25 protein-coding genes are annotated in these 26063 nt (G+C 41.9%); 22 read left to right on the top strand and 3 right to left on the bottom strand.

Features of this window, described 5'->3' with window-relative positions:
• Window positions 1-177: 177 nt before the first annotated feature.
• The 12 genes from gap (at window position 178) to smpB (ending at window position 12289) form a co-directional block, all read left to right on the top strand.
• Complete coding sequence (gene gap, locus QUF07_RS05840; protein WP_054746745.1) at window positions 178-1188, top strand: type I glyceraldehyde-3-phosphate dehydrogenase; 1011 nt, start codon at window positions 178-180, stop codon at window positions 1186-1188.
• A 101-nt stretch (window positions 1189-1289) separates the two neighbouring features.
• Window positions 1290-2504: a phosphoglycerate kinase gene (locus QUF07_RS05845; RefSeq protein ID WP_056981099.1), complete on the top strand. Its 1215-nt coding sequence runs from the start codon at window positions 1290-1292 to the stop codon at window positions 2502-2504.
• 118 nt (window positions 2505-2622) lie between these two features.
• Complete coding sequence (gene tpiA / locus QUF07_RS05850) at window positions 2623-3381, top strand: triose-phosphate isomerase (protein WP_289426979.1); 759 nt, start codon at window positions 2623-2625, stop codon at window positions 3379-3381.
• A 103-nt stretch (window positions 3382-3484) separates the two neighbouring features.
• The gene (gene eno, locus QUF07_RS05855; RefSeq protein WP_056981097.1) at window positions 3485-4804 is read left to right on the top strand and encodes a phosphopyruvate hydratase; all 1320 of its coding nucleotides are present in this window, start codon (window positions 3485-3487) and stop codon (window positions 4802-4804) included.
• Between the two features lie 115 nt (window positions 4805-4919).
• On the top strand, window positions 4920-5699 hold the full coding sequence (locus QUF07_RS05860) for a hypothetical protein (RefSeq protein ID WP_289426980.1): 780 nt from the start codon (window positions 4920-4922) through the stop codon (window positions 5697-5699).
• Complete coding sequence (locus QUF07_RS05865) at window positions 5696-5965, top strand: hypothetical protein (protein WP_289426981.1); 270 nt, start codon at window positions 5696-5698, stop codon at window positions 5963-5965. The genes QUF07_RS05860 and QUF07_RS05865 overlap by 4 nt, the downstream gene beginning before the upstream one ends.
• Before the next feature lie 33 nt (window positions 5966-5998).
• Window positions 5999-6712, top strand: coding sequence for a hypothetical protein (locus tag QUF07_RS05870; protein WP_289426982.1), 714 nt, complete (start codon window positions 5999-6001; stop codon window positions 6710-6712).
• Between the two features lie 29 nt (window positions 6713-6741).
• Entirely contained in the window at window positions 6742-8280 is a 1539-nt protein-coding gene (locus QUF07_RS05875; RefSeq protein WP_289426983.1) for a ClC family H(+)/Cl(-) exchange transporter, read from the top strand.
• 83 nt (window positions 8281-8363) lie between these two features.
• Complete coding sequence (gene secG / locus QUF07_RS05880; RefSeq protein WP_054746741.1) at window positions 8364-8600, top strand: preprotein translocase subunit SecG; 237 nt, start codon at window positions 8364-8366, stop codon at window positions 8598-8600.
• 65 nt (window positions 8601-8665) lie between these two features.
• Entirely contained in the window at window positions 8666-9424 is a 759-nt protein-coding gene (locus QUF07_RS05885) for an alpha/beta hydrolase (RefSeq protein WP_249778465.1), read from the top strand.
• A gap of 15 nt (window positions 9425-9439) precedes the next feature.
• On the top strand, window positions 9440-11794 hold the full coding sequence (gene rnr, locus QUF07_RS05890; RefSeq protein WP_289426984.1) for a ribonuclease R: 2355 nt from the start codon (window positions 9440-9442) through the stop codon (window positions 11792-11794).
• Window positions 11795-11815: 21 nt separating this feature from the next.
• Window positions 11816-12289, top strand: coding sequence for an SsrA-binding protein SmpB (gene smpB, locus QUF07_RS05895; protein WP_056981089.1), 474 nt, complete (start codon window positions 11816-11818; stop codon window positions 12287-12289).
• A gap of 96 nt (window positions 12290-12385) precedes the next feature.
• On the opposite strand, the gene QUF07_RS05900 is transcribed toward smpB, so the two are convergent.
• Window positions 12386-12982: an LURP-one-related/scramblase family protein gene (locus QUF07_RS05900; protein WP_217163147.1), complete on the bottom strand. Its 597-nt coding sequence runs from the start codon at window positions 12980-12982 to the stop codon at window positions 12386-12388.
• Window positions 12983-13215: 233 nt separating this feature from the next.
• On the opposite strand from QUF07_RS05900, the gene QUF07_RS05905 reads away from it, so the two are divergent.
• From QUF07_RS05905 to QUF07_RS05920, 4 genes are read left to right on the top strand one after another with little or no spacing between them, the layout of a single operon-like run.
• Window positions 13216-13908 (top strand): uracil-DNA glycosylase, encoded by a 693-nt coding sequence (locus QUF07_RS05905; RefSeq protein ID WP_217163149.1) that lies wholly within the window; start codon window positions 13216-13218, stop codon window positions 13906-13908.
• Between the two features lie 33 nt (window positions 13909-13941).
• Window positions 13942-14919, top strand: a complete 978-nt coding sequence (pta, locus tag QUF07_RS05910; protein ID WP_217163151.1) for a phosphate acetyltransferase — start codon at window positions 13942-13944, stop codon at window positions 14917-14919.
• Window positions 14920-14947: 28 nt separating this feature from the next.
• Window positions 14948-15427 carry a tRNA (adenosine(37)-N6)-threonylcarbamoyltransferase complex ATPase subunit type 1 TsaE gene (tsaE, locus tag QUF07_RS05915; RefSeq protein WP_217163157.1) on the top strand — a complete coding sequence of 160 codons (480 nt, stop codon included), beginning with the start codon at window positions 14948-14950 and terminating at the stop codon, window positions 15425-15427.
• Complete coding sequence (locus QUF07_RS05920; RefSeq protein WP_217163160.1) at window positions 15420-15911, top strand: GNAT family N-acetyltransferase; 492 nt, start codon at window positions 15420-15422, stop codon at window positions 15909-15911. The genes tsaE and QUF07_RS05920 overlap by 8 nt, the downstream gene beginning before the upstream one ends.
• Window positions 15912-15952: 41 nt before the next feature.
• Here the strand turns inward: QUF07_RS05920 and QUF07_RS05925 are convergent, their stop codons facing one another.
• Complete coding sequence (locus QUF07_RS05925) at window positions 15953-16504, bottom strand: 3'-5' exonuclease (protein WP_263862398.1); 552 nt, start codon at window positions 16502-16504, stop codon at window positions 15953-15955.
• Between the two features lie 125 nt (window positions 16505-16629).
• Here QUF07_RS05925 and murB point away from each other — a divergent pair, with 125 nt between their 5' ends.
• Together murB and QUF07_RS05935 are read left to right on the top strand one after the other, a co-directional pair.
• Window positions 16630-17544, top strand: coding sequence for a UDP-N-acetylmuramate dehydrogenase (gene murB, locus QUF07_RS05930; RefSeq protein ID WP_217163162.1), 915 nt, complete (start codon window positions 16630-16632; stop codon window positions 17542-17544).
• A 13-nt stretch (window positions 17545-17557) separates the two neighbouring features.
• Window positions 17558-19681 carry a Na+/H+ antiporter gene (locus tag QUF07_RS05935; RefSeq protein ID WP_289426985.1) on the top strand — a complete coding sequence of 708 codons (2124 nt, stop codon included), beginning with the start codon at window positions 17558-17560 and terminating at the stop codon, window positions 19679-19681.
• A 171-nt stretch (window positions 19682-19852) separates the two neighbouring features.
• On the opposite strand, the gene QUF07_RS05940 is transcribed toward QUF07_RS05935, so the two are convergent.
• Entirely contained in the window at window positions 19853-20533 is a 681-nt protein-coding gene (locus QUF07_RS05940; protein ID WP_217163166.1) for a DUF1361 domain-containing protein, read from the bottom strand.
• A gap of 179 nt (window positions 20534-20712) precedes the next feature.
• On the opposite strand from QUF07_RS05940, the gene cdaA reads away from it, so the two are divergent.
• The 4 genes from cdaA to glmS all read left to right on the top strand — a co-directional run bounded on the left by cdaA (window position 20713) and on the right by glmS (window position 25945).
• Window positions 20713-21555 carry a diadenylate cyclase CdaA gene (cdaA, locus tag QUF07_RS05945; protein WP_054746736.1) on the top strand — a complete coding sequence of 281 codons (843 nt, stop codon included), beginning with the start codon at window positions 20713-20715 and terminating at the stop codon, window positions 21553-21555.
• Window positions 21556-21557: 2 nt separating this feature from the next.
• A complete protein-coding gene (locus tag QUF07_RS05950) occupies window positions 21558-22523 on the top strand; it encodes a CdaR family protein (protein WP_056981079.1) in 966 nt (321 codons plus the stop codon).
• 35 nt (window positions 22524-22558) lie between these two features.
• Window positions 22559-23908, top strand: a complete 1350-nt coding sequence (gene glmM, locus QUF07_RS05955; protein WP_289426986.1) for a phosphoglucosamine mutase — start codon at window positions 22559-22561, stop codon at window positions 23906-23908.
• Window positions 23909-24127: 219 nt separating this feature from the next.
• Entirely contained in the window at window positions 24128-25945 is a 1818-nt protein-coding gene (glmS, locus tag QUF07_RS05960; RefSeq protein WP_289426987.1) for a glutamine--fructose-6-phosphate transaminase (isomerizing), read from the top strand.
• The last annotated feature ends 118 nt before the right edge of the window (window positions 25946-26063 follow it).

Raw genomic sequence — 26063 nt, forward strand, 5'->3', positions numbered from 1 at the left:
TTGCATTTATTACGTGGTCTGCTATACTCAAATCTGGGTAATAAATTCTGGTTACTCGATGCATCTCTTTGAATTCTACTTCACAAGAGGTGCTGACTCTGTTTTCATTTAGTGGTACGATTAACCTTGTACTATCTAACAATATTTTCTTGATTTCCTAAAGGAGGAAAACTTAGTATGACTGTAAAGATTGGTATTAATGGTTTTGGCCGAATTGGTCGTTTGGCATTCAAACGGATTCATGAATTACACAGCAGCGAAATTGAAGTTGTTGCTATCAATGATTTAACTACTCCTTCAATGTTAGCTTACTTATTGAAGTATGATACAACCCATGGTCGTTTCCCTGGTGAGGTTTCAGCTACTGATAAGGGTATCGTTGTCGATGGCAAGGAAATCCCTGTTTACGCTGAAAAAGATGCTTCTAACCTTAAGTGGGTTCCTAACGATGGCGTTGACTATGTTCTTGAATGTACTGGTTTTTACACCTCAGAAGAAAAATCACAAGCTCATATCAAGGCTGGCGCAAAGCGTGTCTTGATCTCAGCACCAGCTGGTCCTATCAAGACGGTTGTTCCAGGTGTTAACTTGGATGTTCTTAACGCAAACGATGTGATCGTTTCTGCTGGTTCATGTACCACTAACTGTTTAGCACCTATGCTTTACTTCATGAACAAGGAATTTGGCGTTAAGGTCGGAACTATGACGACTGTTCATGCATTTACTGCATCACAACAAATTCTTGATGGCCCTAAGACTAAGAAGCGTCGTAACAACCGTACTGCTAGTGCTAACACGATTCCTCATTCATCAGGTGCTGCTAAAGCCATCGGTTTGGTTATTCCAGATCTTGACGGTAAAGTTATGGGACATGCACAACGGGTTGCCGTTATCGATGGTTCATTGACTGAATTAGTAACTGTACTTGATAAGAAAGTTACTGCTGACGAAGTTAACGAAGCAATGAAGAAGCACACAACTGATAACCCTGCATTTGGTTACAATGCAGATGAAATTGTTTCATCAGATATTATTGATGACGATCATGGTTCAGTATTTGACCCAACTCAAACTGAAGTAACAACTGCTGGTGATAACCAACTTGTTAAGACCGTTGCATGGTATGATAATGAATGGGGCTTCACTTGCAACATGGTTCGTACCTTGTTGAAGTTCGCTTCACTTTAATAATTAATTATCGCAATCGGCGGAGGAGGGGCTCTTCTCCGTCTTTTGTTATCTAAGTATGCATTTAAAATCACAATATATTTGTGTGGGAGGTTTCTAAATTGGCAAAATTAACAGTTTCTGATTTGGATCTTGAAGGAAAGAAAGTCTTGATGCGGGTTGACTTTAACGTTCCGATCAAAGATGGCGTTATTGGCGACGATAACCGGATCCAAGCTGCATTACCAACAATCAAGTATGTTTTAGACCATAAAGGCAAAGCAATTCTTTGCTCACATTTAGGTCGAATTAAAAAAGAAGACGATAAGCCAGGACTGTCATTACGTCCCGTAGCAGAACGGCTTTCGAACTTGCTCAACAAGCCAGTTATTTTCGTGCCAGTTACTGAAGGCAAACAATTGGAAGATGCGATTGCCAAGATGGACAATGGCAGTGTCTTGTTGTTTGAAAATACCCGTTATGAAGACGTCGTTAACGGCGAATACGTTAAGCGTGAATCTGGCAACGATCCTAAATTAGGTGAGTACTGGGCTTCATTGGCTGACGAATTCATTAATGATGCTTTTGGAACTGCTCATCGTTCACATGCTTCAAACGCTGGAATTGCTGAAGCCATGCACAAATCAGGTAAGCCAGTTGCTGCTGGATTCTTAATGGAAAAAGAAATCCAATTCTTGGGTGAAGCCGTTAACAATCCTAAGCGGCCATTCGTTGCCATCTTAGGTGGTGCCAAGGTTTCTGACAAGATTGGTGTGATTGATAACTTACTTGAAAAGGCCGACAAGATCATCATTGGTGGTGGAATGACTTATACATTCTACGCAGCCAAAGGAATCAAAATTGGTGATTCACTTGTTGAAAAAGATAAAATCGATGTTGCTAAGAGCATCCTTGAAAAGGGTGGCGACAAGATCGTTTTGCCTTCAGACAACATTGTAGCCAAGAGTTATAGCAATGATGCTGAACACAAGGTCGTTGAAGGTGACATTGATGACGGCTGGATGGCTTTGGATATTGGTCCCAAGTCTGTTGAAGAATTTGAAAATGTCTTAAAGGATGCCAAGACGGTTGTTTGGAACGGCCCTATGGGTGTCTTTGAAATGCCTAACTATGCCCAAGGCACTTTGAATGTTGGTAAATTCCTTGGAACATTATCAGATGCAACTACAATTGTTGGTGGTGGTGACTCAACTGCTGCTGTTAAGCAATTAGGCGTTGCTGAGAAATTGACCCACATTTCAACCGGTGGTGGTGCTTCACTTCAATATCTTGAAGGTAAAACCCTTCCTGGTATTGCTGCTATCGATAACAAGTAAGATTGTAGGGACCTGCTTTTTGTGGGTTCTTTTTTTGATTGGTCTAGTAAAAATGTGGCTTTTGAAATTAGATTTGGTTACAATGGCATTAAGACGAAAATGTAAAGGATGATTGTTTATGAGAATTCCGTTTATTGCCGGTAACTGGAAAATGAACTTATCGGTGGATGAGGCCGTTCAATTTCTACAGGATATCAAGGGCAAACTTCCTGATCACAAAGTAACTGAAACGTGCATTGCTGCTTCGCCATTATTTTTGGAAAGCATGCTCAAAGAGAGTAAGGGGTCAGCTCTAATCGTTGCCGCGGAAAACTGTTTTTATGAAGATGAAGGGGCCTATACCGGTGAAACCAGTCCCAAAGCCCTCCACGAAATGGGCGTTTCCCATGTGATTATCGGTCATTCGGAACGGCGCAAGTATTTCAACGAAACGGATGACATCATTAACAAAAAGGTGCACGCTGCGTTTCGTAATGAATTGACACCGATCGTTTGTTGTGATGAAACGATGAGTCGGCGGGAATCGACCAATCGGATTTCTTGGGTTGTCAGCCAAGTGACCAATGCACTGAAGGCGATCACAGCAGAACAGGCTCAAACCATGATTATTGCTTACGAACCAAGTTGGGCAATTGGCAGTGGCAAAACCGCTTCAACTAGCGAGGCTGAAGAGGGTTGTTACTTAATCCGGCAAACGATTGCCGACTTGTATTCAGACGAAATTGCCAATCAAGTCCGCGTCTTATATGGTGGTAGTGTGAACGATGAAAACGCCGATGAGATTCTGGCTCAGCGAGATATTGATGGCGTCCTTGCCGGTGGTGCCAGCCTCAAACCAGACTCATTTTTGAAACTTGCAAACTTTTTACAAAAATAGTCACGAATGTCGTAATTTTTGTTGAAACTTGGGCTTTAAACTAATAGAATTGAAGTGAACCTTGTACAGAAGGTCACAACTTTCGCTAAGGAGAGAAAAAAATATGTCAATTATTTCTGATATTTATGCTCGTGAGGTTTTAGACTCTCGTGGTAACCCAACTGTTGAAGTTGAATTATATACTGAAGCAGGTGCAATGGGCCGTGGAATCGTTCCTTCAGGTGCTTCAACTGGTGAACATGAAGCCGTTGAACTTCGTGATGGAGACAAGGACCGTTTCATGGGTAAAGGCGTTACAAAAGCTGTTGATAACGTAAATAACATCATTGCTAAAGAAATTGTTGGCTACGATGTTACTGATCAATTGGCCATTGATAAGGCTATGATCGAATTAGACGGTACTCCTAACAAGGGTAAACTTGGTGCTAACGCTATTTTGGGTGTTTCATTAGCTGCTGCCCGCGCTGCTGCAGATGAGTTGGAAGTTCCTTTGTATAACTACTTAGGTGGCTTTAACGCTCATTTATTGCCAACACCAATGTTAAACGTTATTAATGGTGGTAAGCATGCGAACAACAAGGTTGATTTCCAAGAGTTTATGATCATGCCTGTTGGTGCTCCTAGCATTAAGGAAGCCGTTCGTTGGAGTTCAGAAACATTCCACAACTTGAAGAACTTGTTGAACGAACGCGGTTACTCAACTGCCGTTGGTGATGAAGGTGGTTTTGCCCCTGACCTTAAGAACAATGAGGAACCATTTGAAATCTTGGTTGAAGCTATTCAACGTGCCGGTTACAAACCAGGTAAGGATATTGCAATTGCCTTTGATTGTGCCGCATCAGAATTTTACAATACCGAAACTAAGAAGTATGACTTAAAGGGTGACGGCAAGTCATATACTGCTGACGAATTTGTGACTTTGCTTGAAGGCATTGTTGACAAATACCCAGTTATTTCAATCGAAGACCCACTCGACGAAAACGAATGGGAAGATTGGCAAATGGCTACTAAGCGCCTTGGCAAGAAGGTTCAAATTGTTGGTGATGATTTGTTCGTTACGAACACTGATTACCTCAAGAAGGGAATCAAGATGGGCGTTGCCAATGCGATCTTAATCAAGCTTAACCAAATCGGTACTTTGACAGAAACTGTTGAGGCTGTTGAAATGGCTAAAGAAGCAGGTTATACTGCTATCATTTCACATCGTTCAGGTGAAACTGAAGATACGACGATTGCTGACCTGGTTGTTGCCCTGAATGCAGGCCAAATCAAGACTGGTTCAATGAGCCGTGGCGAACGGATTGCTAAGTACAATCAATTGATGAGAATTGAAGATCAACTTGGCGATGTTGCTGACTACAAGGGAATTCACTCATTCTACAACTTGTCAGAACAAGCTCGTGAAGATATTTTAAACAAGTAATTTAATCTCTTAAAAAGAAGTCCAAGCTAATGCTAGTTTTGGTTTCTTTTTTAAATAAAACAGCCCCCATTTTTCGTATTTAAATTATGAATACAGAAAATGGAGGTTTTTTATTTTGAAAAAATGGTTATTATTATCGTGTGTAACGTTTGGAATGGCGGTGTCTCTGGCGCAGCAAGAGGTGGTTGCTAAAGCGGTGACCGCAACGGAAGCAAGTTGTCCCACAAATGGGATTGTTCATCTCAAAGTGAATCAAATCCTTAATTCAAAAAATGCGGATGGTACTGATTCAGTTGAAATCAAATCGCTACCAGTGATTGACTGGGATCTGAATAAAGGGACTCGATACCTGCCAGACGTGATTCGAGGCTACACAGTTCAACCAGGACCAGTCGATATTAAGTGTGCTGAATTTGACGAATTAAATGTTAACTATTTTGGAGAGCCCGCAAAAGTAACTGTGCGATTTGAGGATGTTAATGATAGGAAACTCAAAGACGAACTTCATCTCAATGCCGGAACAGTAAGTGGATTTTTCAATATTGGCGAACTCACAGATGTAGCTATTCCTGGTTTCGAGCTGAAGGTTCGTGATAGACTTCGAGGTAAAATTGGGGAATATGGCAAAATAGTATTTTTAAAGTATGCCAAAGCCCCTCAATCAGTAGTGGTTGGTAATGAAGTCAAGACAGAAGTAAATACACCTTCTAAGGTCTCTGAGCCATCGAATAGTAAAGTTGCGACTGACGCCGTAAATACTACTACTGTTGAATCAAAAATGGTTGAGATAAAACGGGTCGGGAGTTTGTCAACAACCGATGTGGGGCTGGTCGATCAGGGGAAGAAGGCAGTGGGTGCTGATAAAGAATCCGCGGCAAACACGCCAGACAATTGACAAGAGAGGAAGGCACTAAGAATTTTGGTGATTCTTCAAAGAAAAAGGAAGAAGTGTATGCAAAAACAAATCAAATAGAAAAATCAGTACCTGGGACGCCAGCAACTGATAATGAGAAGCGAAATTCAACTTCCACTGAAGGTACCAGCCAGAGCAAGCCTGGGGAATCCCAAGCAAATATTAAGGATAACCTAAAAAGCGATAACTCAAACCAATCGGTTCCAAATCCCAGTGCCGCTCAAGTAACAACTTCAAAAGATAGCTAATCCAAGAAGGATGATGGGAAGGCAACTGCTGATTTGAATAATAAACAAAATGGTCCGTTAACTGCTAAGCCAGCCAAGAAAGAATCGTCGATTACAGCTCGGACCCAAACCATTCATCTTATCGGCATCGACAATCATTCGCATCAACTATTTAATAAAACAGCGACCGTTTCTAACAATGAGTTGCAAAACATGTTAAATGACAATATCGAATTTTATGGTTACAACTGGCAACACACTAACTACGACGAAAGGACTAACACTTTCACGCTGCATTATCTTCCGAAAAAGGTTACATTTAAGGTTGTTAATATTGATGAGAACGGCAAAAAAATTTCCAGCAGAGCAATTACGGTGGATTTTGCAACTGATTTGACGGTCTCACCAACTACCATTGATGGTTATGGCGCCTTAGATCAAGAGAAAACGATTAAGGTAGATAATTTACTTCCAGAAGTCATTCAATTCCATTACCAGAAAGATCGGTCTGATGGTGCCCATTCTGATAACTCGGTCGTAACTACGGCAAAAAAAGATTCGGAAGAACCCGATTCAGCAAAAAAGTTTGATTCAAGCCAAGCCTCTCAAGATAGTGATACCAAAACACATAGCCTTGCCGACAAAGAGGGTCAATCCAAGCTTCCCCAAACTGGCGAAGCAACGGTCGGCAAGAGTGCAATTATTGGGTGGTTGTTATTGATTGGGTTAGCCGGCCAAAAGATTCTTAAACGTGCCCGCCAATTATGATATGATTAGTAGCAGACATTAACTAAAGGATGAGGACAGTGCAAATTCACGGAAGTTATAAATTATCACAAATAAAAGCAATTGGGAACGGCATAATTATTGGGATACTAGCCGGGTCGATTGTCTCGGTGTTCCGCTGGTCCATTCAGCATCTCCTCGTTTTTATGAGATATTTATATACAAATTCTTTGCATCATCTTGACTTGCTACTGGCCTGTTTAGCAATTAATTTAATCATTAGCCTCGTTGCTGGTATTTTTTTAAAACAACAGCCAGATATCAAGGGTTCTGGGATTCCTCAAGTTGAAGGTCAGTTGCTTGGAGAAATCGACTATAATTGGTGGTCGATTCTCTGGCGTAAATTTGTCGGCGGGATCTTAGCCATCGGTAGTGGTCTTTATCTTGGCCGTGAAGGTCCGTCCATTCAATTGGGATCAACCCTTGGTCAGGGGGTCGCCAGACTGTTTAAACAGGTGGGATTTGATCGTCAGGTGCTTATTTCAAGTGGTGCCGCCGCTGGATTGAGTGCGGCGTTTAATGCACCAATTGCGAGTACATTGTTTGTCCTCGAAGAAATTTATCACAATTTTTCAACCAATATTTGGATTGTTTCTTTAACTTCCGCTATTACTTCTGATATGGTTGCCGCCTACGTTTTTGGTCTCAAACCAGTTTTATACATGCGTAGTACGCCGTTACCATTGAAATATTTTGTTTGGGTACTTGCGTTAGGGGTTATTCTAGGCGGTCTCGGTCGATTATATCAATTTATTATCTTGAGGATCGGTAAGTGGTACGCTCACACGCATCTGCCTTGGTACTTCAACGGGATTATTCCTTTAATTTTGGTTATCCCAATGGGAATGGCTTACCCCCGTCTCTTAGGTGGTGGCAGTGACATTATTTTGCACCTCAACGCTGCCGGTTATTCGACGTTACTATTGGTTCTTTTTTTCGTCCTTCGTTTTGTGTTTTCAATGATTTCTTATGGGAGTGGGCTTCCCGGCGGAATTTTCTTGCCCATTCTATGTTTGGGCGGCTTAATTGGCGCCATTGTTGGCAACGTATTAGTTGGCTTACATCTGCTGGATCCGCTATATTTTTCAACCTTCATCATTATGGGGATGGCGGGCTACTTTGCGGCAATTAGTAAGGCACCATTCACGGCAATCCTTCTGATAACAGAGATGGTTGGCACGTTGTCACATTTGCTAGGGCTTGCCGTGGCGTCATTAGTGGCCTATGCTGTGATTGACTTTCTTGATGGCAAACCAGTTTATTACTCAATGTTACGGCAATTGTTAAAAACCAAAGAACAGTTGAACCTTGGAAAAACTGCTCAAATTATTCAACCGGTGTATGCCGGGTCACTAATGGATGGCCGGACTGTCGGCCAGATTAAATGGCCTCGTGGCGCTCTGCTAACTAAAATTCAACGAAACGGATTGGAAATTGTACCATCTGGAAATACGTTAATTCGCTGGGGGGATACTTTATATATTAATGTCTCCACTCACAATCAAGTTATGGCAACTCATCAATTAGTTACTCTCGCAACAGAAACTTAGCATTAAAAGGTAGCGCATTTTTAAATAATGTGTTAACTTAGTATGAGTAGTGTTAAGCCGATTTAACGGTAGGAGGCTGTAAAGTGTACAATTTCTTGTTAACATTGTTACTGATTGATTGTGTGTTAATCACAATCGCAGTTTTAATGCAACCATCAAAAACTAACGATGCTATGTCTGCCTTAACTGGCGGAGCCGATGACCTGTTTGCCAAGCAGAAGCCACGTGGTTTCGAAGCATTTATGCAAAAAACAACTGTTGTTTTAGGCGTGATCTTCTTTGTCTTAGCTTTGGCGTTAGTTTGGATATCATCGCATTAGTATTCAATCCTCCTGTTTAAATGCAGGAGGATTTTTATTATAATTGATAATGTGAGATTAAAGGGATGACTGTGATGCAGCAAACACCAATTAAATCTTTTTACTTTGAGCATGGACCTGATGCAGTAATTTTGCTTCATGCGTTTGCCAGCGGGCCGGTTGATGTTCGATTGCTTGCCAGGTACCTGGAGCGTGAAAATTACACGGTTTATGCCCCGTTGTTCACTGGGCACATGACACAGGATTTTATGGATATTCTCCAGCAAGGGTCTCCCGAAAAATGGTGGGCGGATACGCAAGCGGCAGTTGCATTTCTAAAGGGCAAAGGATATCAACACATTAGCCTTTTTGGGGTCTCACTTGGTGGAACATTCGCTGCCAAAGCACTTGAGATGGATCCATATCTTACCGGTGGGGGTTCATTTGGGTCGCCGATTCTTCGCAAACGGCAATTTAGTGTTCATGATACGTTTATGCAGATGGCAAAAGCCAACTATATCAGGTATCATATTAGTGAGGCCAAAATGAATTCAAAGCTGGAATGGCTGGAGAATCATGTTGATGACATGTTGACGCGGATTGCTGATTTTACTGCAACAGTAGCTGATCATTTGCCTGAAATCCATCAGCCTTACTTTATTGGCCAAGGGTTAGCAGACGAAATTGTTAATCCAGATAGCGCATCTTTGCTGCGGGACAGCCTTGTGAATGCCCAAGTGAGTTACCACGAATATCCTGAGGCAACTCATATGATTACCGTTAATAAGGCTCATAAACAGCTTGAAAGCGATTTAAGCCAATTTTTAACTAAACTTTATGAATAATAAGAGGAATATAGATTGCAAGATAATGATTTGAAAAATGAAATAGAAAATGTTTTGCGGACATATCCGGACAACGTTTTTACTGTTGAAAAGATTGCTGACGTTATTCGGTCACATGGTTCAGCTGCGTTTAAACTGATTGTTCAGGAGTTGGCTGCACTGGAACGTGAAAATATCGCCGTTGTGACTGATGAAGGTAAATTTAAACTCAATCCTGATAAACAAAAATTGAGTGGTATTTTCCATGCTAACGATAAAGGTTTTGGGTTTGTCGCTTATGACGATGAAGCCCCTGACGCTTATATTGCACCGGATAACACCATGAATGCCTTGAATGGCGATACGGTTGACATGACAATTGTTCGTCCCGCTCAACCAGGTTCCGATCGTGGCCCGGAAGGTAAAGTAACCGCAATTACCGATCGAAAATATACACGGGTTGTTGGCCCATTTAGCAAAACGGACGATGACAAGGGCTACTTTGGCCAATTGACGTTAAACGATAAGAAAATTGCTAAATATAAATTTTATATTAATGATGTTGGCCTCAAACCAACACCAGGTGAAGTAATCACTGCACAGATCGTGGAATATCCCAATGCAAAGCATCCCGACTACATGGTCGGAATTGCTGACGAAGTAATTGGTTCAGTTGATGATCCTGGAATTGATATTTTACAGATTGTGTATGCCCATGACATTCCTGCCGAGTTTCATGAGGACGTTCTTCAGGCTGCCGATGCAATTCCCGATCATGTGACCGAAGCAGAAAAAGTTGGCCGAGAAGATATTACCGATCAAGATTTGGTCACCATCGATGGCGAATCATCTAAGGATTTGGATGATGCGGTGACCGCTTGGAAATTACCAAACGGCAACTTCCATCTGGGCGTTCACATTGCGGATGTGAGCCACTATGTGAAGCCCGATAGTTTGCTTGATAAGGAAGCTTTCAGACGTGGGACATCAGTCTATTTGACTGATCGGGTTATCCCAATGCTACCGCGGCGACTTTCTAACGGAATTTGTTCTCTTAATGAGGGCGAACTGCGGTTATGTATGAGTTGTGAGATGGAGATTGATCAATCAGGAAACGTGATCAATCACCGAATTCACCCAAGTTTGATGCGCTCAACTGCTCGAATGACCTACACGGCCGTCAACAAGATCTTAGAATCCCATGATGAAAAGACCATGGAACATTACAAGAAGCTCGTGCCAATGTTTGAAGTGATGGGTCAGCTTCATAAGATTCTTTATAAGCATCGTAAGGCGCGTGGAGCAATTGACTTCGATGATAATGAAGCAGAAATCATTGTTGATGAAAAAGGTCACCCAATCGACATTAAGCTGCGAATTCGGGGATTGGCTGAACGAATGATTGAATCATTCATGTTAGCTGCCAATGAAACAGTTGCCAAGCATTATTCTGACAAACACGTCCCATTCATTTACCGGGTCCATGAAACACCCGACGCAGATCGAATTCGAACTTTCTTCCAGACGTTAACGGCCTTTGGTATTAACGTCAAGGGTGATCCAGAGCACGTTACGCCGAAGACTCTCCAAAATGTTTTAAAGAAAGTTGCCGGTAAACCAGAAGAGATGATGGTTTCGGTTATGTTATTACGGAGCTTGAAGCAAGCCCGTTACGCTGATCAATCGCTTGGGCACTTCGGGTTAGCCGCTCCATACTATACCCACTTTACGTCGCCAATTAGACGTTATCCTGACACGATGGTTCATCGGTTGATCCATTACTATGAAGACAACGGCATTAACAATGAGACTAAGAAGAAGTATGGTAATGTGCTGGACGAAATTGCCACGACGACTTCTGAATATGAGCGCCGGGCTGTGGATGCAGAGCGGGATACCGATTCGATGAAGAAAGCTGAATATATGAACGACCACATTGGTGAAGAATTTGATGGGGTGGTCAGCTCAGTCATGAAGTTTGGCCTGTTTGTGGAGTTACCAAACACAGTTGAAGGACTCGTTCATATTAGTCGAATGAATGATGACTACTATCAATATGTTGAACAGTTTATGGCTTTAGTTGGTCGAAACACACGGCGGACTTACAAGATGGGTCAACCAATTCGAGTAAAAGTTGTCAATGTCGATGTTAAGCAGAGTGCTGTGGACTTTGACGTGGTTGACCCTGAAAAGACCCCCCAAAGCAATATGTTACCTAAACGATCATATTCGCATGACAGTAATCGCCGTGGCGGCAATAATAATCATGGGCATTCGAATTTCCATTCAAACAATAACCATGGTAACGCCAATAATCGCCATGGCAATAATCGAAATTCCCGTGGCAATAATCACGGTGGTGGCAGTAACCATAATCGCAACAAACGATAATTATTAAAGTAAGGTGGTTGCATGGTCAAGAAAAAGCCAAAACAAAATAACGATAATCTAATGGCACAAAACAAAAAAGCCCGTCATGATTATTCGATCCTCGAAACATACGAGGCAGGTGTTGTTTTAACCGGAACAGAAATTAAATCGATCCGGGAACGCCGAATCAACTTAAAAGATGGCTTTGTTCAAATTAGAAACAATGAAGCGTGGATGATGAATGTGCATATTAGTGAGTATGCGCAGGGAAATCAGTTCAATCATGATCCGCTTCGAAATCGAAAATTATTACTTCATAAAAAGCAAATCAATAAATTGGCGCAAGCGACCCAAGACAAAGGGGTAACCATTGTGCCACTGAAGGTTTACCTTAAAAAAGGTTTTGCCAAGGTGCTGATTGGTGTCGCAAAAGGTAAACGTGAGTTTGACAAGCGAGAAACAATTAAGCGCCGAGACCAAAAGCGCCAGATTGAACGAGTTATGAAGCACTATTAAAATAATTGCCAAAAAATGCCTTCTCAAAGGTAATTGTATTTTGGCCGTTAAACTAAAAAAGAGTCACATTCTAATTTTGAGTGCGGCTCTTTTTGTTCATTCCTGTTTTCTTTTAGATTTCAGGATTGTTTGACATTTAAAATGGAACGGCTGAGAGTTTTCCCAATTTGGATTGGGTTTGGCAGCCAATGTCCCCAGATCCCGTAGTTTGATTCTTGATGTGTGGACCAATGAGGGATGGTTTAAAATGGCAGCGATCGCTACAACCAGCGGTTCATGTTTAAACGTATCTACCTTAATCAGTCGGATAATTTGATCAGACTGGCCATATGATTTGATTGTGGCAATCTTTTCCCGTCGATGCCAAATGGTATAACTTTGTTTCTCTTGATTGCCAATAACCAGCCAATTGAGGCCATTGATAAAAATAGTTGTGTAATGCATCGAAATGTTGATGACGGAACTGCCAACAAACTGGTGGAGAAAGAAAATGTCAAATTTCGGCGTCCTCCCCATCGATTGTTGGCGTACTTTTGCTAGGATGTCACCCGTTATCGAGTAAACAGAAAAAGTGTCAGAAACTAAGCCCCATTTCCCGACAATGAGATATTTTGTGTCTTTATATTCATCGATTACCCGACTGGATCTGGTATGGTCCAATTCGGATAAATTTAGTTGAATTATTCGGCTCATAGACGCATTTCCTTTTCGTTTAATATTATCATTTTAACACATGCGTTGGAGAGAAAAGTATTTTTGTGCCAGTAGCTGGTGGTATCAACTCAACTTTTAGCAAAACGCTGATTCCGATCACCGGTCACAAATCTAATAGTTGGTTCTTTACTGACACTCTAATCCTCAAACCTCCTGTCTCACTCTCGTTATTTAAAAATGAATATGGTAAAATCGATTGTGAGGTGTTGCAAATGAAACAGTTTATTGACAATGACTGGTGGGATGTTTTGGAACCAGAATTTGAGAAAACGTACTACCAGCAATTAAGAAAATTTTTAATTTCAGAGTACCAAACCCAGTATATTCATCCAGATATGGATAATATTTTTGAAGCATTTAAGCTCACGCCATTTAACAAAGTGAAAGTGGTGATTTTGGGGCAGGACCCATATCACGAACCTCATCAGGCTCAAGGGCTCAGCTTTTCTGTAATGCCGGGTGTCAGAATTCCCCCTTCACTTCAAAATATTTACAAAGAATTACAGTCCGACTTGGGCATCAAACCTGTTCAGCATGGCTCCCTGGTGAGTTGGGCTAAGCAAGGGGTTTTGTTACTCAACTCAGTTTTGACTGTCCGAAACGGCCAAGCATTCTCGCATAAGGGCAAAGGTTGGGAGCAGCTCACTGATGCAGCCATAAAAAAATTATCTGCCAGAGAAAAACCGGTCGTCTTTATTTTATGGGGGCGGGCAGCCAGAGATAAGATTGCGTTGATTGATACCGACACAAATATCGTGATTCAGTCGGCCCATCCAAGTCCACTTTCGGCAAATCGCGGATTTTTCGGATCCAAACCATTTTCAAAGACCAACGAGGCGCTAGTCGCTATGGGAGAAGAGCCAATTGACTGGCAATTACCAGAAAAAGTGAGTCAATCATCTTAAATCAAAATCACTCATTAATTGGAGGATATAATCGTGGAATTATTTGAAAGTCTTAAACAGAAGATCAACCGGAAAAATATTAGCATTGTGTTTCCAGAGGGCAACGATGCCAGAATTCTTGGGGCAGTCAGTCGCCTTTCCGAGGAAAAAGTACTCAAACCAATTGTACTTGGCAATCCAGATGAAGTTCACAAATTGGCTGCAGATTCAGCAATTGATTTGGGTGATGTTGAAATTATCGATTATCAGAATTTGCCTCAAGTACAGATTGATGAAATGGCCGCTGCAATTGTTGATCGCCGAAAGGGTAAGACTGATGATGCCAAGGCACATGATTGGCTAAAGGATCCAAACTATTTTGGGACAACTTTAGTTTACATGAATAAGGTAGACGGAATGGTATCTGGTGCCATCCATGCAACCAGTGACACGGTTCGCCCAGCTTTACAAATCATCAAAACAAAGCCCGGTGTCAGCTTAATCAGTGGTTCGTTCCTCTTACAAAAAGGGGATCAACGCTTCTTGTTCGCTGATTCGGGTATTAACATTAATCCGAATGCGGAACAACTTGCAGAAATTGCAGTTGTCAGTGCAGATTTTGCCAAAGCGTTTGATATCGATCCCAAAGTTGCCATGTTAAGCTTCTCAACCAAGGGATCCGCTAAGGGCGAGATGGTTGAAAAAGTTCAGCAAGCCACTCAGATGGCCCAAGAAAAAGCGCCTAACGTCCCAATTGATGGTGAATTTCAATTTGATGCCGCATTTGTGCCATCGGTTGCTGCCAAAAAAGCACCAGATTCTAAAGTTGCTGGCCATGCTAACGTCTTCATCTTCCCAGACCTGAATTCTGGCAATATCAGTTATAAGATTGCGGAACGACTTGGCGGGTTTGAAGCGATGGGACCTTTGCTTCAAGGCCTGAATAAGCCGGTTTCGGATCTATCTCGTGGTAGTAGCGAAGATGAGGTTTATAAAGTAGCGATTATTACTGCTGTTCAAGCTTTACAGTAAGGCGATTTCTTTTTGATGAGGTGATTGGTTGAAAAATACAGTAACGGTCAATTCAGCTGAGCAGACGATGCAAATTGGTGAAAAGTTGGCGCAATTTCTCCAGCCTCAAGATTTGATTTTACTTGATGGTGATCTAGGAGCCGGTAAAACGACCTTTACCAAGGGATTGGCTAAAGGACTTGGGATTAAGCGTCCGATTAAGAGTCCGACATTTACAATCATTCGGGAGTATCAAGACGGTCGTATTCCCCTGTACCATATGGATGTCTATCGCTTAGAAGAAGGCGGTGGGGATGATCTGGGTCTTGAAGAATACTTTAATGGTGATGGTGTGAATGTCGTAGAATGGTCCAAGTTCGTGGCTGATGAATTGCCATCAAAATATTTGCGGATCATTTTCCATCGGGATGATGCCCAGGGTGATAATGTTCGGACCCTTACGTTTGAAGCCCAGGGTGATCGGTTTAGCAAAATGATCACTGAGGTGTTAGGAGAGTCTAATGAGTGATGAGGTGAATTTTAGGCTGGCTGAACCAGTAGATGCTCAAGCAATTTTGGCGTTGCTAGTTCGGCTGCAGCGGGAATCCGATACATTTCTTGTGGACTCAGACCTAAGCGAGCTCACCGCGGAGATGGAAGCCGACCAAATTCGGTTAATCAACCAGTCGCACACGAATCTCATGGCAATTGCCTTAAATGGAACCCAACCGATTGGTATTGTCACGGTGGATGGAATTGACCAGGATAGTGGCGAACTAGGCGTTGCGGTCTTGAAACACTTTCAGGGTTACACGATCGGGACTAACTTAGTTGAGCTTGCGATTGAGTGGGCTGTCGATTACAGTATGCTGTCCCATTTGGAATTAACGGTATTTGCCAACAACGCACCGGCAGTTCATATTTATGAAAAGTTGGGATTTAAGCGGGCAAGTACCTTCTCTAAACATGATCAAGAAGCTTATAAAATGATTTTAAATATCCCAGAAAAATAAAGTGACCTCAGAATACATCTGAAATCACTTTTTTATTTGGACTAAATCGCTTTGACAAATTGTCGTAAAGCATTACTCCCAAACTGATGCTGTTCAGTTAACAAAATATTAGCGCAAGCAACACTATCATCTAACGCATTGTGATGATGGTGCAAGTCAATATTGAGATTGTCACACAACGTGTTTAGCTTATGGTTAACAAAATTTGGATAAAACTGTTTAGAAGTCCGCAATGTATCCAACGTGAGATAGTGAGGCGGTTGTAATTCATAACGCTCCAGAGTGCGTTTTAAGACACTATTATCAAACGATGCGTTATGGGCAACCACCAACTTGTTCGCTTCAAATAATGGTGCAATGTGTTCCCAAAGTTCTGGGAAAGTTGGCGACATTGCGACATCTGACTCGTGAATGCCATGAACGTTGATGTTTCGCCAACTAAAATCTGTTTCTGGATTGATCAACGAATAAAATTCATGAGCAATTTGATTGTTTCTAACAATGACCAGCGCCAAAGAACAGGCACTTGCCCGTTTGGCGTTTGCGGTTTCGAAGTCCATTGCGACAAAGTTCATCTTTTTCACCTCATTAATAGTATTATTGTACAAATATCTTCTCAAAAATACAAACGAACGATCGCGAAAGTTCTTTGGCTAACATTGAAAACTTCAATCGTGGTAAAATTAATGTATACGTTTTGGAAACAGAGGAAAAATTGATGACTATTTATGAAAACTTAAAACAACAACATCCAGATATCAAAGTTTTATTAAATGAACCATTGTCCCACTTTACGCACACGCTCACTGGCGGTCCTGCTGATGCATTGGCATTACCGACCTCAGTTGCTCAATGCCAAACCTTGCTTGCATATGCCAATGAGAATCAAATCCCAGTCACGGTTGTCGGCAATGCCAGCAACTTGATTGTTCGAGATGGCGGTATTCGGGGCTTGACGATGATCTTAACTGAAATTAATAAAATTACCAGTCATGAGAATATGATTGTTGCCGATGCTGGGGCTTCGTTAATTAACGTCACCAAGGCGGCCCAACATCATTCTTTAACGGGCATTGAGTTTGCTGCTGGAATTCCGGGTAGTGTCGGCGGGGCGATTTTTATGAACGCCGGTGCTTATGGTGGTGATATTGATGATGTCGTGGTTGGTGCGGAAGTTTTATCTCCTGACAATCAAGTCCTTCACTTGACTCACAAGCAATTGGATTTTGGCTATAGACACTGCAGTGTTCAAGATAACGATCAAATTGTCCTGTCAGCGACATTTTCACTTCGAGCCGGGATTGCCGAAAAAATTCAAAAGGAAATGGATCGACTTAATCAATTACGGGCATCCAAGCAGCCGCTAGAACTACCGTCATGTGGGAGCGTGTTTAAACGACCAAAGGGCTACTTTGCTGGCAAGTTGATTCATGATTCAGGCTTGCAGGGATTCCAAATTGGTGGCGCCCAAGTTTCCACCAAGCATGCCGGCTTCATTGTGAACGTGGATCATGCGACCGCGACTGATTATTTAAATGTGATCAAGCATGTTCAAGCAACTGTATTTGAGAAGTTTGGGGTTCATTTGGAAACTGAAGTCCGAATTATTGGTGAACAACCCACAACGAAATAGGAGTTGGTAATTAGTGCATATTCTCGAAGCTGTTATCTTATTAATGGCCTTAGTGATTTTTTCCAATGTGGTTGATCATTTTGTTCCTGCTGTGCCGGTTAGTCTGATTCAGGTTCTGATTGGTCTGGCGGTTGCAATATTTACGAAAATTTCTATTCCGCTTGAAACAGATTGGTTTCTTCTGCTATTCATTGCACCACTTCTGTTCAATGATGGGCGGCGATTTCCCAAACAAGAGCTGTGGAAGCTGCGAGGGCCCATTTTGGCTAATGCAATTGCATTGGTCTTTTTGACAACGATTGTTGGTGGCTTGTTATTTCATGTGTTAATTCCAACCATGCCTTTATCGGTCAGTTTCGCGCTTGCAGCCATTCTGTCGCCAACCGATCCAGTTGCGGTTCAGTCCATTTCCAAGCGAGCAAAGTTGCCTGAGGGCATTTTGCATATTGTCAGTGGTGAAAGCTTGATCAACGATGCCAGTGGGCTGATTGCGTTTAAATATGCCGTTGAAGCAACGGTTACTGGGGTGTTCTCCCTTAAGGCGGCTGCCATCGACTTTGTTTACATAAGTATCATGGGGTTTGTCAGTGGAATTGTCATTATTGCAATTATTTTACTCATTGAAAACTGGCTGTACCGCCAAGGAATCAATGACGTCATTTTTAGCACTGTCCTGCAAGTGACAACGCCATTTGTCGTTTATTTATTAACCGAGGAATTTTTACATGCTTCCGGGGTGATTGCTGTGGTTGCGGCAGGGATCGTTTTTCACTTTTACGGGACTGCCCCGGATCGAAGTCAACCAGAGCTCAAGTTGGTTAGTGAACGAACTTGGGACATTATTATCTATACCTTAAATGGAATTGTGTTTTTGATTTTAGGGATTGAGCTGCCAATTGCGACAAGCAATGTGATTCAAAATGATAAGATCAATACATTTGCCGCAGTGGGGATTTCGTTCGTTGCCTGGCTGATTTTATTGGTGATCAGAGTCGTGTGGATTTATGTTTATCAATTGGCAAGTACGATTCGATCTCGAAAAGTGAAGTTCGTGAAAACCAAAGAAATGCCAACTTTTAAGGCAGCTTTACTGGCAGGCCTTTCTGGTGTTCGGGGGGCTGTAACAATGGCCGGAGTTTTATCGATCCCAATGGTTGTTGCAAACGGGGATGGATTTCCGGCCCGTTCACTGGCTTTGTTTGTGGCAGCGGGGGTCATCATTATCAGTCTGGTAGTGGCAACAGTGATGTTACCGTTGATTTCAGAAGATAAAGCGCCGCTATTAACCCGAGCAAACGCTGCTAATGATCCGGATGAGCTAACGGAATCCGATAGCGACCCTGACGAACATTATATTTCTGAGGATCAGGCGAGAGTTTATATCATGAAGCTGGCTGTTCAGCGAATTGAAGAAGAACGACGTCCTAGTAATCAAAAGGAAGCTTATGACTTGATTTTGGATTATCAATTCCTGATTCGTAGATTAGAACTGAAATTACAGAACAAACAGGAAATGGACTCGATCATTTCCGATGAATTGGCACTTAGACGGGTTGCATTAAGAGGTGAGCGAGCGGCAATTCAACGAATATATAAGGACAAAGAGATTTCTAAGGAAACCTTCCTGATTTCCAATGCCCGACTGCAGCGGCTTGAGAACCGGATGATTCATTCGATTGGTCGAAAAATCAAATTGGGTCATGGCACATCACAGCAATTTATGAGACTGCGCAACAAAATTTCGTTAATGTTAATTCAACGTCATAGTCATCACGATATTTCCGATGAATTAGCACTCGTTCAACGAGAGCAGGCCAAAGGTGCCATTAAAGAATTATCAAGTTATTTTGCCCGTGACGATATTGATAATAACAGGTTTGACGGCCAATCCGTTTACCATCTGATTATTCATTATCGTAATCAGATTGAATTGGCTAAGGAACATTCCAAAAAACAAATTCAAGATCATACACTGCAATATCAGCATTTGCGAATTAAAGCGCTAGCAGCCGAAAGAGAGGGTGTCCAAATTCTGCTGGAACAGGGGAATATTGATTGGGCCATGGCCGCTCGGCTGCGACAATACATTAATTATTCGGAAACGGTGTTGATAATGGATTATCAGAATGATGAGTAGCAGTCCATGAAAAATGCTGCAAGATGATCAGGAACGATAATGATTTTGCCCATTCAAACCATGCTCTAGGATCTTCCAACCCATGGAATTAATGAAGATCATCAAAACAAGCCTACTCGGTTTTCATCTCAATTGGGATGTGACCGAGTAGGCTTGCTTTTTACCAAATATTTATTTTTCTGATGGCTCTTGCTGATCTTTCATAAAATGCGAACTTCCGATTAATTTCAGTGTGTAGAAGAAGACCAACTGAACAATTGTGAGTAAGCCAATAAAGACAATTGCCGGCCGACTCCACATATTCATTAGCGGTCGAATAAATAACTCTGGTGTGAGAAACAAATAGATTGTGTGTATTCGCAAAAAGCGGCCAATGAAGATTCCGATCGACGTTAAGATTGTCAGCAAAACAACGATGGCATGCTTGAACCATAAATGATTCAATCTCAACCGATAGCTAATTGCTTTTGAAACGCGATCAAGTCCCCAGATACCAATGATTGTCGAAAACAGGGTGGAAACCAGAAGCAACGAAAACTTCAGCCACATGACATCATTTAATCTCAGCAGCCCATTTGGACCATAGGGTGTTAATAACGATAAGTGAAATAGATCAGTTAATAAATAGGGCGTATTGGGGTAAAATAGTAGCCATACCAGCACAATGACCCAGAATAGCAACCCGTTTTTGGGTGTTGTATTGTCAATATGAAAGCTTAGCTCAATTGGAATGAACGCTAAAAATGTATTGAGAACCAAAAAATTGAATGGAGGCTCTTTTAGATAAGTGTAGAGGATTGTGATCCAGACGATGAAACATGCTCGGACAATCCATTTATTTAATTGACTCATCAGACAAACCTCCCCTCAACTAATATTAAACTATTTTTGCAAACCAAATGCTATAAATAAATCGGATTCAGCTTATTTTTTATAATTTATTTAAAGATCCCCCGGAATTTGGTATGATTAGATGTTCACGCAATTAGAATGCTATAATATTGCTGACAAAATTAATTAAGGAGCGCGCAATGGACTGGTCTGGAATTTTTACATTACATAATTTTATAAATTTGATTGATATCTGTGTCGTCTGGTTTTTGATATACAATTTAATTCTGATGGTTCGTGGGACCAAAGCAGTTCAGCTCCTTCGAGGAATTGTTTTCATTCTGCTGATTAAGATTGTGAGTGTTTGGATTGGTCTGGCGACAGTTTCGTGGATTATGGATCAGGTCATCAACTGGGGAGTCATTGCCATTGTGGTCATTTTCCAGCCTGAAATTCGTAGAGGTTTGGAACATTTGGGCCGCGGTTCCCTGTTTGTTCGTGGACGTCAAGAAAATGAAGCAGCTAAGAAAATGATTTCATCGTTGGATAAAGCAATTCAGTATATGTCAAAGCGCCGAATTGGTGCTTTGATTACGATCCAAATGAATACCGGCCTCGAAGAGTATATCGAAACTGGAATTGATATTGATGCTGATGTAAGCGGTGAGTTGTTGATCAATATTTTTATTCCTAATACGCCATTACATGATGGCGCGGTAATTATTAAGAATAATCGGGTCGCCGTTGCTGCTGCATATTTACCTCTTTCTCAGAGTAATTTAATCCCTAAAGAACTTGGAACCAGACATCGGGCTGCGGTTGGCATTTCTGAACTGACTGATGCCATGACGGTGGTGATTTCTGAAGAGACCGGTGAGGTTTCAATTACTCAAAATAATGAGTTGCTCCGGGGGATGACTCAAGATGATTATCTGAAGTATTTCCGAGATCAACTGTTAACCGATGATTCACAACCGACACATCGAACAGTCATTAACACCATTTCGACTTTCATCGAAAATCACTTTAAAGGGGGTCGGTAACCGTGAAAAAGTTTCTATTCAATAATTGGGCCTACCGACTTCTATCTTTATTTTTTGCTATCTTACTGTTTCTTTATGTTGGTGGAACTCAAATGGGCTCATCTACGCAAGACAGTGAAAGTAGCAACTCCACTCAATTAACTTCGAATAAATCAAAAACGTTTTCGGTTCCATTGTCGCTAACCGTGAATAGTAATAAATATTTTGTGACGGGTTATCCAGAAAAGGTCAAAATTCACTTGAGTGGGCCATCTGCTTTGGTTACAACAACGGCTAATACTCAAAACTTTAAAGTTTATGCAGACCTTTCAAAGCTTGGCGTGGGTAGTCATACGGTCCGGATTCAACAGGAAGGGCTCAATAATGATTTGAGATATCGGTTTGAACCGGCTAAAATAAAGGTTAATATTCAACCGCGAAAGACCGTGAGTTATCCGCTCCAAGTTAAATATTCCAAGGGGAATGTGGCTTCTGGATATCAAGCTGGTAACGCCACGGCAGACGTGAAGACTGTCAAGATCACCGGGGCATCTGATCAGATTAACCGGATTCATTCGGTTGTTGCCCAACTGAACGTGCCACAGAACGCAAAATCATCAATCAACAGTCAAGCGATTATCGAGGCCTTGGACGCTGATCAGAATACGGTGAACGTTGTGATTACTCCAGCCACGGCTGATGTCACATTGCCAATCACGCCTGGCAACAGTAAAGAATTACCAGTTAAGTTGGAAGCCAAGGGCATTACTGACGACAATGAAAGCTTTACGTTGACATCTGCAACTAAACGGGTTCGGGTATTTGGAACCAAAGCTCAACTGAAAAAGTTAAGTTCCGTTGAGGTTGAGGTGGATACAAGTGACGTTAAGAATACGAAGACCAAAAAGATTGAACTTGACAGTAAATTGAACGATGTCAAAGGGTTTGATCCAGATTATATTAATGTGAAGATTACTAGAAACAATTAGTTGTTATTTTATATTTGAAATGAGGAAAATTTATAATGAAGTATTTTGGTACTGATGGTGTCCGTGGAATCGCGAACAAAGAGCTTACCCCAGAACTTGCCTTTCGTTGTGGCCGAGCTGGCGGTTACGTATTAACGCATCATTCAGAGCGCAAACAGCCACAGGTGCTGGTTGCCAGAGATACTCGGATTTCTGGGCAAATGTTGGAAGAGGCATTAATTGCCGGCTTGCTCTCAGTCGGAATTGAGGTCTTGAATCTCGGAATTGTTACCACTCCCGGGGTTGCTTATTTGGTCAGAAATCAGGAAGCCGATGCCGGGGTGATGATTACCGCATCGCACAACCCCGTTGAGTATAATGGCATCAAGTTCTTCGGTGCGGATGGCTACAAACTTTCAGATGAAATGGAAGAAGAGATTGAATCCATCCTCGAACGTTCTGAAGACATTTTGCCTCGGCCAGCAGCTCAAGGCCTTGGTGTCGCCGGTGATTATCTCGAAGGCAGCCAAAAATACATTCATTTTCTTGAGCAGACAATTTCCGAAGACTTATCAGGAATCAAGGTTTGTGTTGATGCTGCAAATGGCTCGACCAGCAAATTGGTCACGACGCTTTATGCCGATTTGGGAATTGAATTTGAAACATTGGCAACTAACCCGGATGGTTTAAACATCAACGATCATGTGGGCTCCACTCATCCTGAGCAACTCCAGAAGTTTGTCCTGGATCAGGGCGTTCAAGCCGGAATTGCTTTTGATGGAGATGGCGACCGTTGTATCGCTGTTGACGAAAACGGCAAGTTGGTTGACGGAGATGCCATTATGTACATTTGTGGTAAATACATGGCAGAACGTGGTCGCCTGAAGAAGAATACCCTCGTGACAACGGTGATGAGTAATATGGGCATGTACAAAGCCATGGAGCGTGCCGGGATGACCAGTGTGAAAACCCAAGTTGGTGACCGTTACGTTGTCGAAAAGATGAATGAAGACGGTTATAACCTTGGTGGCGAACAGTCTGGTCACATTGTCTTTCTTGATTTCAATACAACCGGGGATGGCATGTTGACAAGCCTCCAATTATTGTCCGTCATGAAAGCGACTGGCAAGAAATTGTCCGAATTGGCTGGTGAAGTTAAGAAATACCCACAAAAACTCATTAACGTTAAAACGAATCAAAAGAAGACCGGGATGGATAACCCCAAGATTCAAGAAGTTATCAAACAAGTTGAAGAAGAGATGCACGGTGATGGTCGAGTGTTAGTTCGACCAAGCGGAACCGAACCATTATTGCGAGTGATGACAGAAGCGCCAACTCAGGATTTAGTTGAAGACTATACCAAACGGATCGCTGATGTCGTCCAAAAAGAAATTGGAATTGAATAATTTGATGAAAAAGTCAGCTGAACTTCCAACTGGCTTTTTCATTTATAAGGATTTACTTAAAGAAATGCTCACCGGCTCTCTGTAAATTTTAATTTCCTATACCACTTCATCTATTTTATTGACTTTTTTGTCCAAGTTGTGTAGATTATACGTGTTAACAAATTAATTTAAATGATATCTTTGTATATACCAATTTATAAATGCTGAGGAGAATACATTATGTGTGGAATTGTTGGAGTTACTGGAAACGACAATGCTGTTTCAATTTTATTGGAAGGCCTTGAAAAACTTGAGTATCGCGGTTATGATTCTGCCGGAATCTATGTCAATGATTTAAACGGCAATGATTATCTGGTTAAACGTAAGGGGCGGATTTCCAATCTTGAAGCTGCTGTTACCCCTGAAGTTCACGGGTCAGTCGGAATTGGCCACACCCGCTGGGCGACTCACGGTGTTGTGAGCGTTGCAAATGCGCATCCACAATATTCTGAAGACCACCGTTTCTACTTGGTTCATAACGGGGTTATCGAAAACTACAAGGAACTGAAGGCAAAGTATCTAAGCAGTGTGACTTTTGAGTCTCAAACTGATACTGAGGTCGTTGTTCAATTGATCGATCGCTTCGTCCAAACTGAAGGATTATCGACCAAACAAGCTTTCTTGAAAACACTAAGCCTGCTTGAGGGTTCATCCTACGCCTTCCTGTTAATGGATAGCACCGATCCCGAAACTTTGTACGTTGCTAAGAACAAGAGCCCATTACTGATTGGCTTGAGTGACGGCTGCAACGTTGTTTGCTCTGATGCGTTGGCCATGCTCAACGTGACCCATGATTTCTTGGAACTCCATGATGGCGAAGTTGTGACCATCAAGCCTGATTCAGTTGTGATTGAGGATGCTGAAGGCAAGCACGTTGAACGGGATAGCTTCCACGTTTCAATGGACGCTCAGGAAACTGACAAAGGTACGTACCCATATTACATGTTAAAGGAAATCGACGAACAGCCAAACGTGATGCGTAATTTGGCTTCGCTTTATACTCAAGAATCTGGTCGACCAAATATTGATCAAGATCTAATCACTACAATGAAGCAGGCGGATCGGATTTATATTGTCGGTGCCGGCACAAGTTATCATGCTGGCTTGGTTGGGAAAAAATTGTTTGAAAAATTAACCCACGTGCCAACCGAAGTCCATGTCGCATCTGAATTTGCATATGACAACCCGCTTCTCTCAGACAACCCATTCTTTATTTTCCTATCACAAAGTGGTGAAACTGCCGATAGTCGTGAAGTTTTGGTTAACGTTAACGCTCACGATTATAAGAGTTTGACGATTACAAACGTTGAGAACTCAACCTTGTTCCGAGAAGCAACTTATACGTTGTTATTGCATGCCGGCCCAGAAATTTCAGTGGCTTCAACGAAAGCTTACACTGCCCAAATTGGTGTCGAAGCCATTTTAGCCAAGGCACTGGGAGAAGCAAAGCAACAAGTCATTGCCGAAGAATTTGATATTCGCCAGCAACTTGGTTTGGTTGCCACAGGGATGCAGGCTATCATCGATGAAAAGGACATGATCGAAGACCTTGCCAAGAAGTACTTTGTTCCAACCAGTAAAGCATTTTACATCGGTCGTGGAATTGATCAGACTGTTTCACTAGAATCAGCCCTGAAGCTTAAGGAAATTTCATATGTGCAAGCTGAAGGATTTGCTTCTGGAGAACTAAAACATGGAACGATTGCTTTAATTGAAGAGGGGACGCCAGTTGTTGGGATCATTACCCAGAAACGAACTGCTAATTTGACTCGAAGTAATCTTCAAGAAACAATGTCTCGTGGGGCTCAAACCTTCACGATTGTTCGCAAAGGATTGGCTCAAGACGGGGACACAATTATTATCCCTGACGTTGATGAAATGATTACACCATTACTGAGCGTTGTACCAGCTCAATTGATTGCCTATTATACAAGCCTTAACAAAGGTTTGGATGTTGATCGACCAAGAAACTTGGCCAAGAGTGTGACAGTGGAATAGTTTTAACTCATGAGTTTAAAAAGTTTCGAAATCTAAAAAAGGGGCTCTTCGTCAACTGTTGTTGGTGAAACTAAATTCGAGTTCTAATCACTTTGTGATTAGGGCTCTTTTTGTTTTG

Origin of the sequence: Lentilactobacillus sp. TOM.63 (assembly GCF_030361045.1) — a bacterium.
Classification (GTDB): domain Bacteria; phylum Bacillota; class Bacilli; order Lactobacillales; family Lactobacillaceae; genus Lentilactobacillus; species Lentilactobacillus dabitei.

What these genes read in the sequence shown, in the direction of transcription:
- eno (WP_056981097.1), top strand. Translation starts at nt 3,485, where the DNA reads ATGTCAATTATTTCTGATATTTATGCTCGTGAGGTTTTAGACTCTCGT.
- QUF07_RS05875 (WP_289426983.1), top strand. Translation starts at nt 6,742, where the DNA reads ATGAGGACAGTGCAAATTCACGGAAGTTATAAATTATCACAAATAAAA.
- tpiA (WP_289426979.1), top strand. Translation starts at nt 2,623, where the DNA reads ATGAGAATTCCGTTTATTGCCGGTAACTGGAAAATGAACTTATCGGTG.
- QUF07_RS05920 (WP_217163160.1), top strand. Translation starts at nt 15,420, where the DNA reads ATGAGTGATGAGGTGAATTTTAGGCTGGCTGAACCAGTAGATGCTCAA.
- smpB (WP_056981089.1), top strand. Translation starts at nt 11,816, where the DNA reads ATGGTCAAGAAAAAGCCAAAACAAAATAACGATAATCTAATGGCACAA.
- QUF07_RS05940 (WP_217163166.1), bottom strand. Translation starts at nt 20,533, where the DNA reads ATGAGTCAATTAAATAAATGGATTGTCCGAGCATGTTTCATCGTCTGG.
- QUF07_RS05900 (WP_217163147.1), bottom strand. Translation starts at nt 12,982, where the DNA reads ATGAGCCGAATAATTCAACTAAATTTATCCGAATTGGACCATACCAGA.
- cdaA (WP_054746736.1), top strand. Translation starts at nt 20,713, where the DNA reads ATGGACTGGTCTGGAATTTTTACATTACATAATTTTATAAATTTGATT.
- glmS (WP_289426987.1), top strand. Translation starts at nt 24,128, where the DNA reads ATGTGTGGAATTGTTGGAGTTACTGGAAACGACAATGCTGTTTCAATT.
- murB (WP_217163162.1), top strand. Translation starts at nt 16,630, where the DNA reads ATGACTATTTATGAAAACTTAAAACAACAACATCCAGATATCAAAGTT.
- QUF07_RS05905 (WP_217163149.1), top strand. Translation starts at nt 13,216, where the DNA reads ATGAAACAGTTTATTGACAATGACTGGTGGGATGTTTTGGAACCAGAA.
- QUF07_RS05885 (WP_249778465.1), top strand. Translation starts at nt 8,666, where the DNA reads ATGACTGTGATGCAGCAAACACCAATTAAATCTTTTTACTTTGAGCAT.
- glmM (WP_289426986.1), top strand. Translation starts at nt 22,559, where the DNA reads ATGAAGTATTTTGGTACTGATGGTGTCCGTGGAATCGCGAACAAAGAG.
- gap (WP_054746745.1), top strand. Translation starts at nt 178, where the DNA reads ATGACTGTAAAGATTGGTATTAATGGTTTTGGCCGAATTGGTCGTTTG.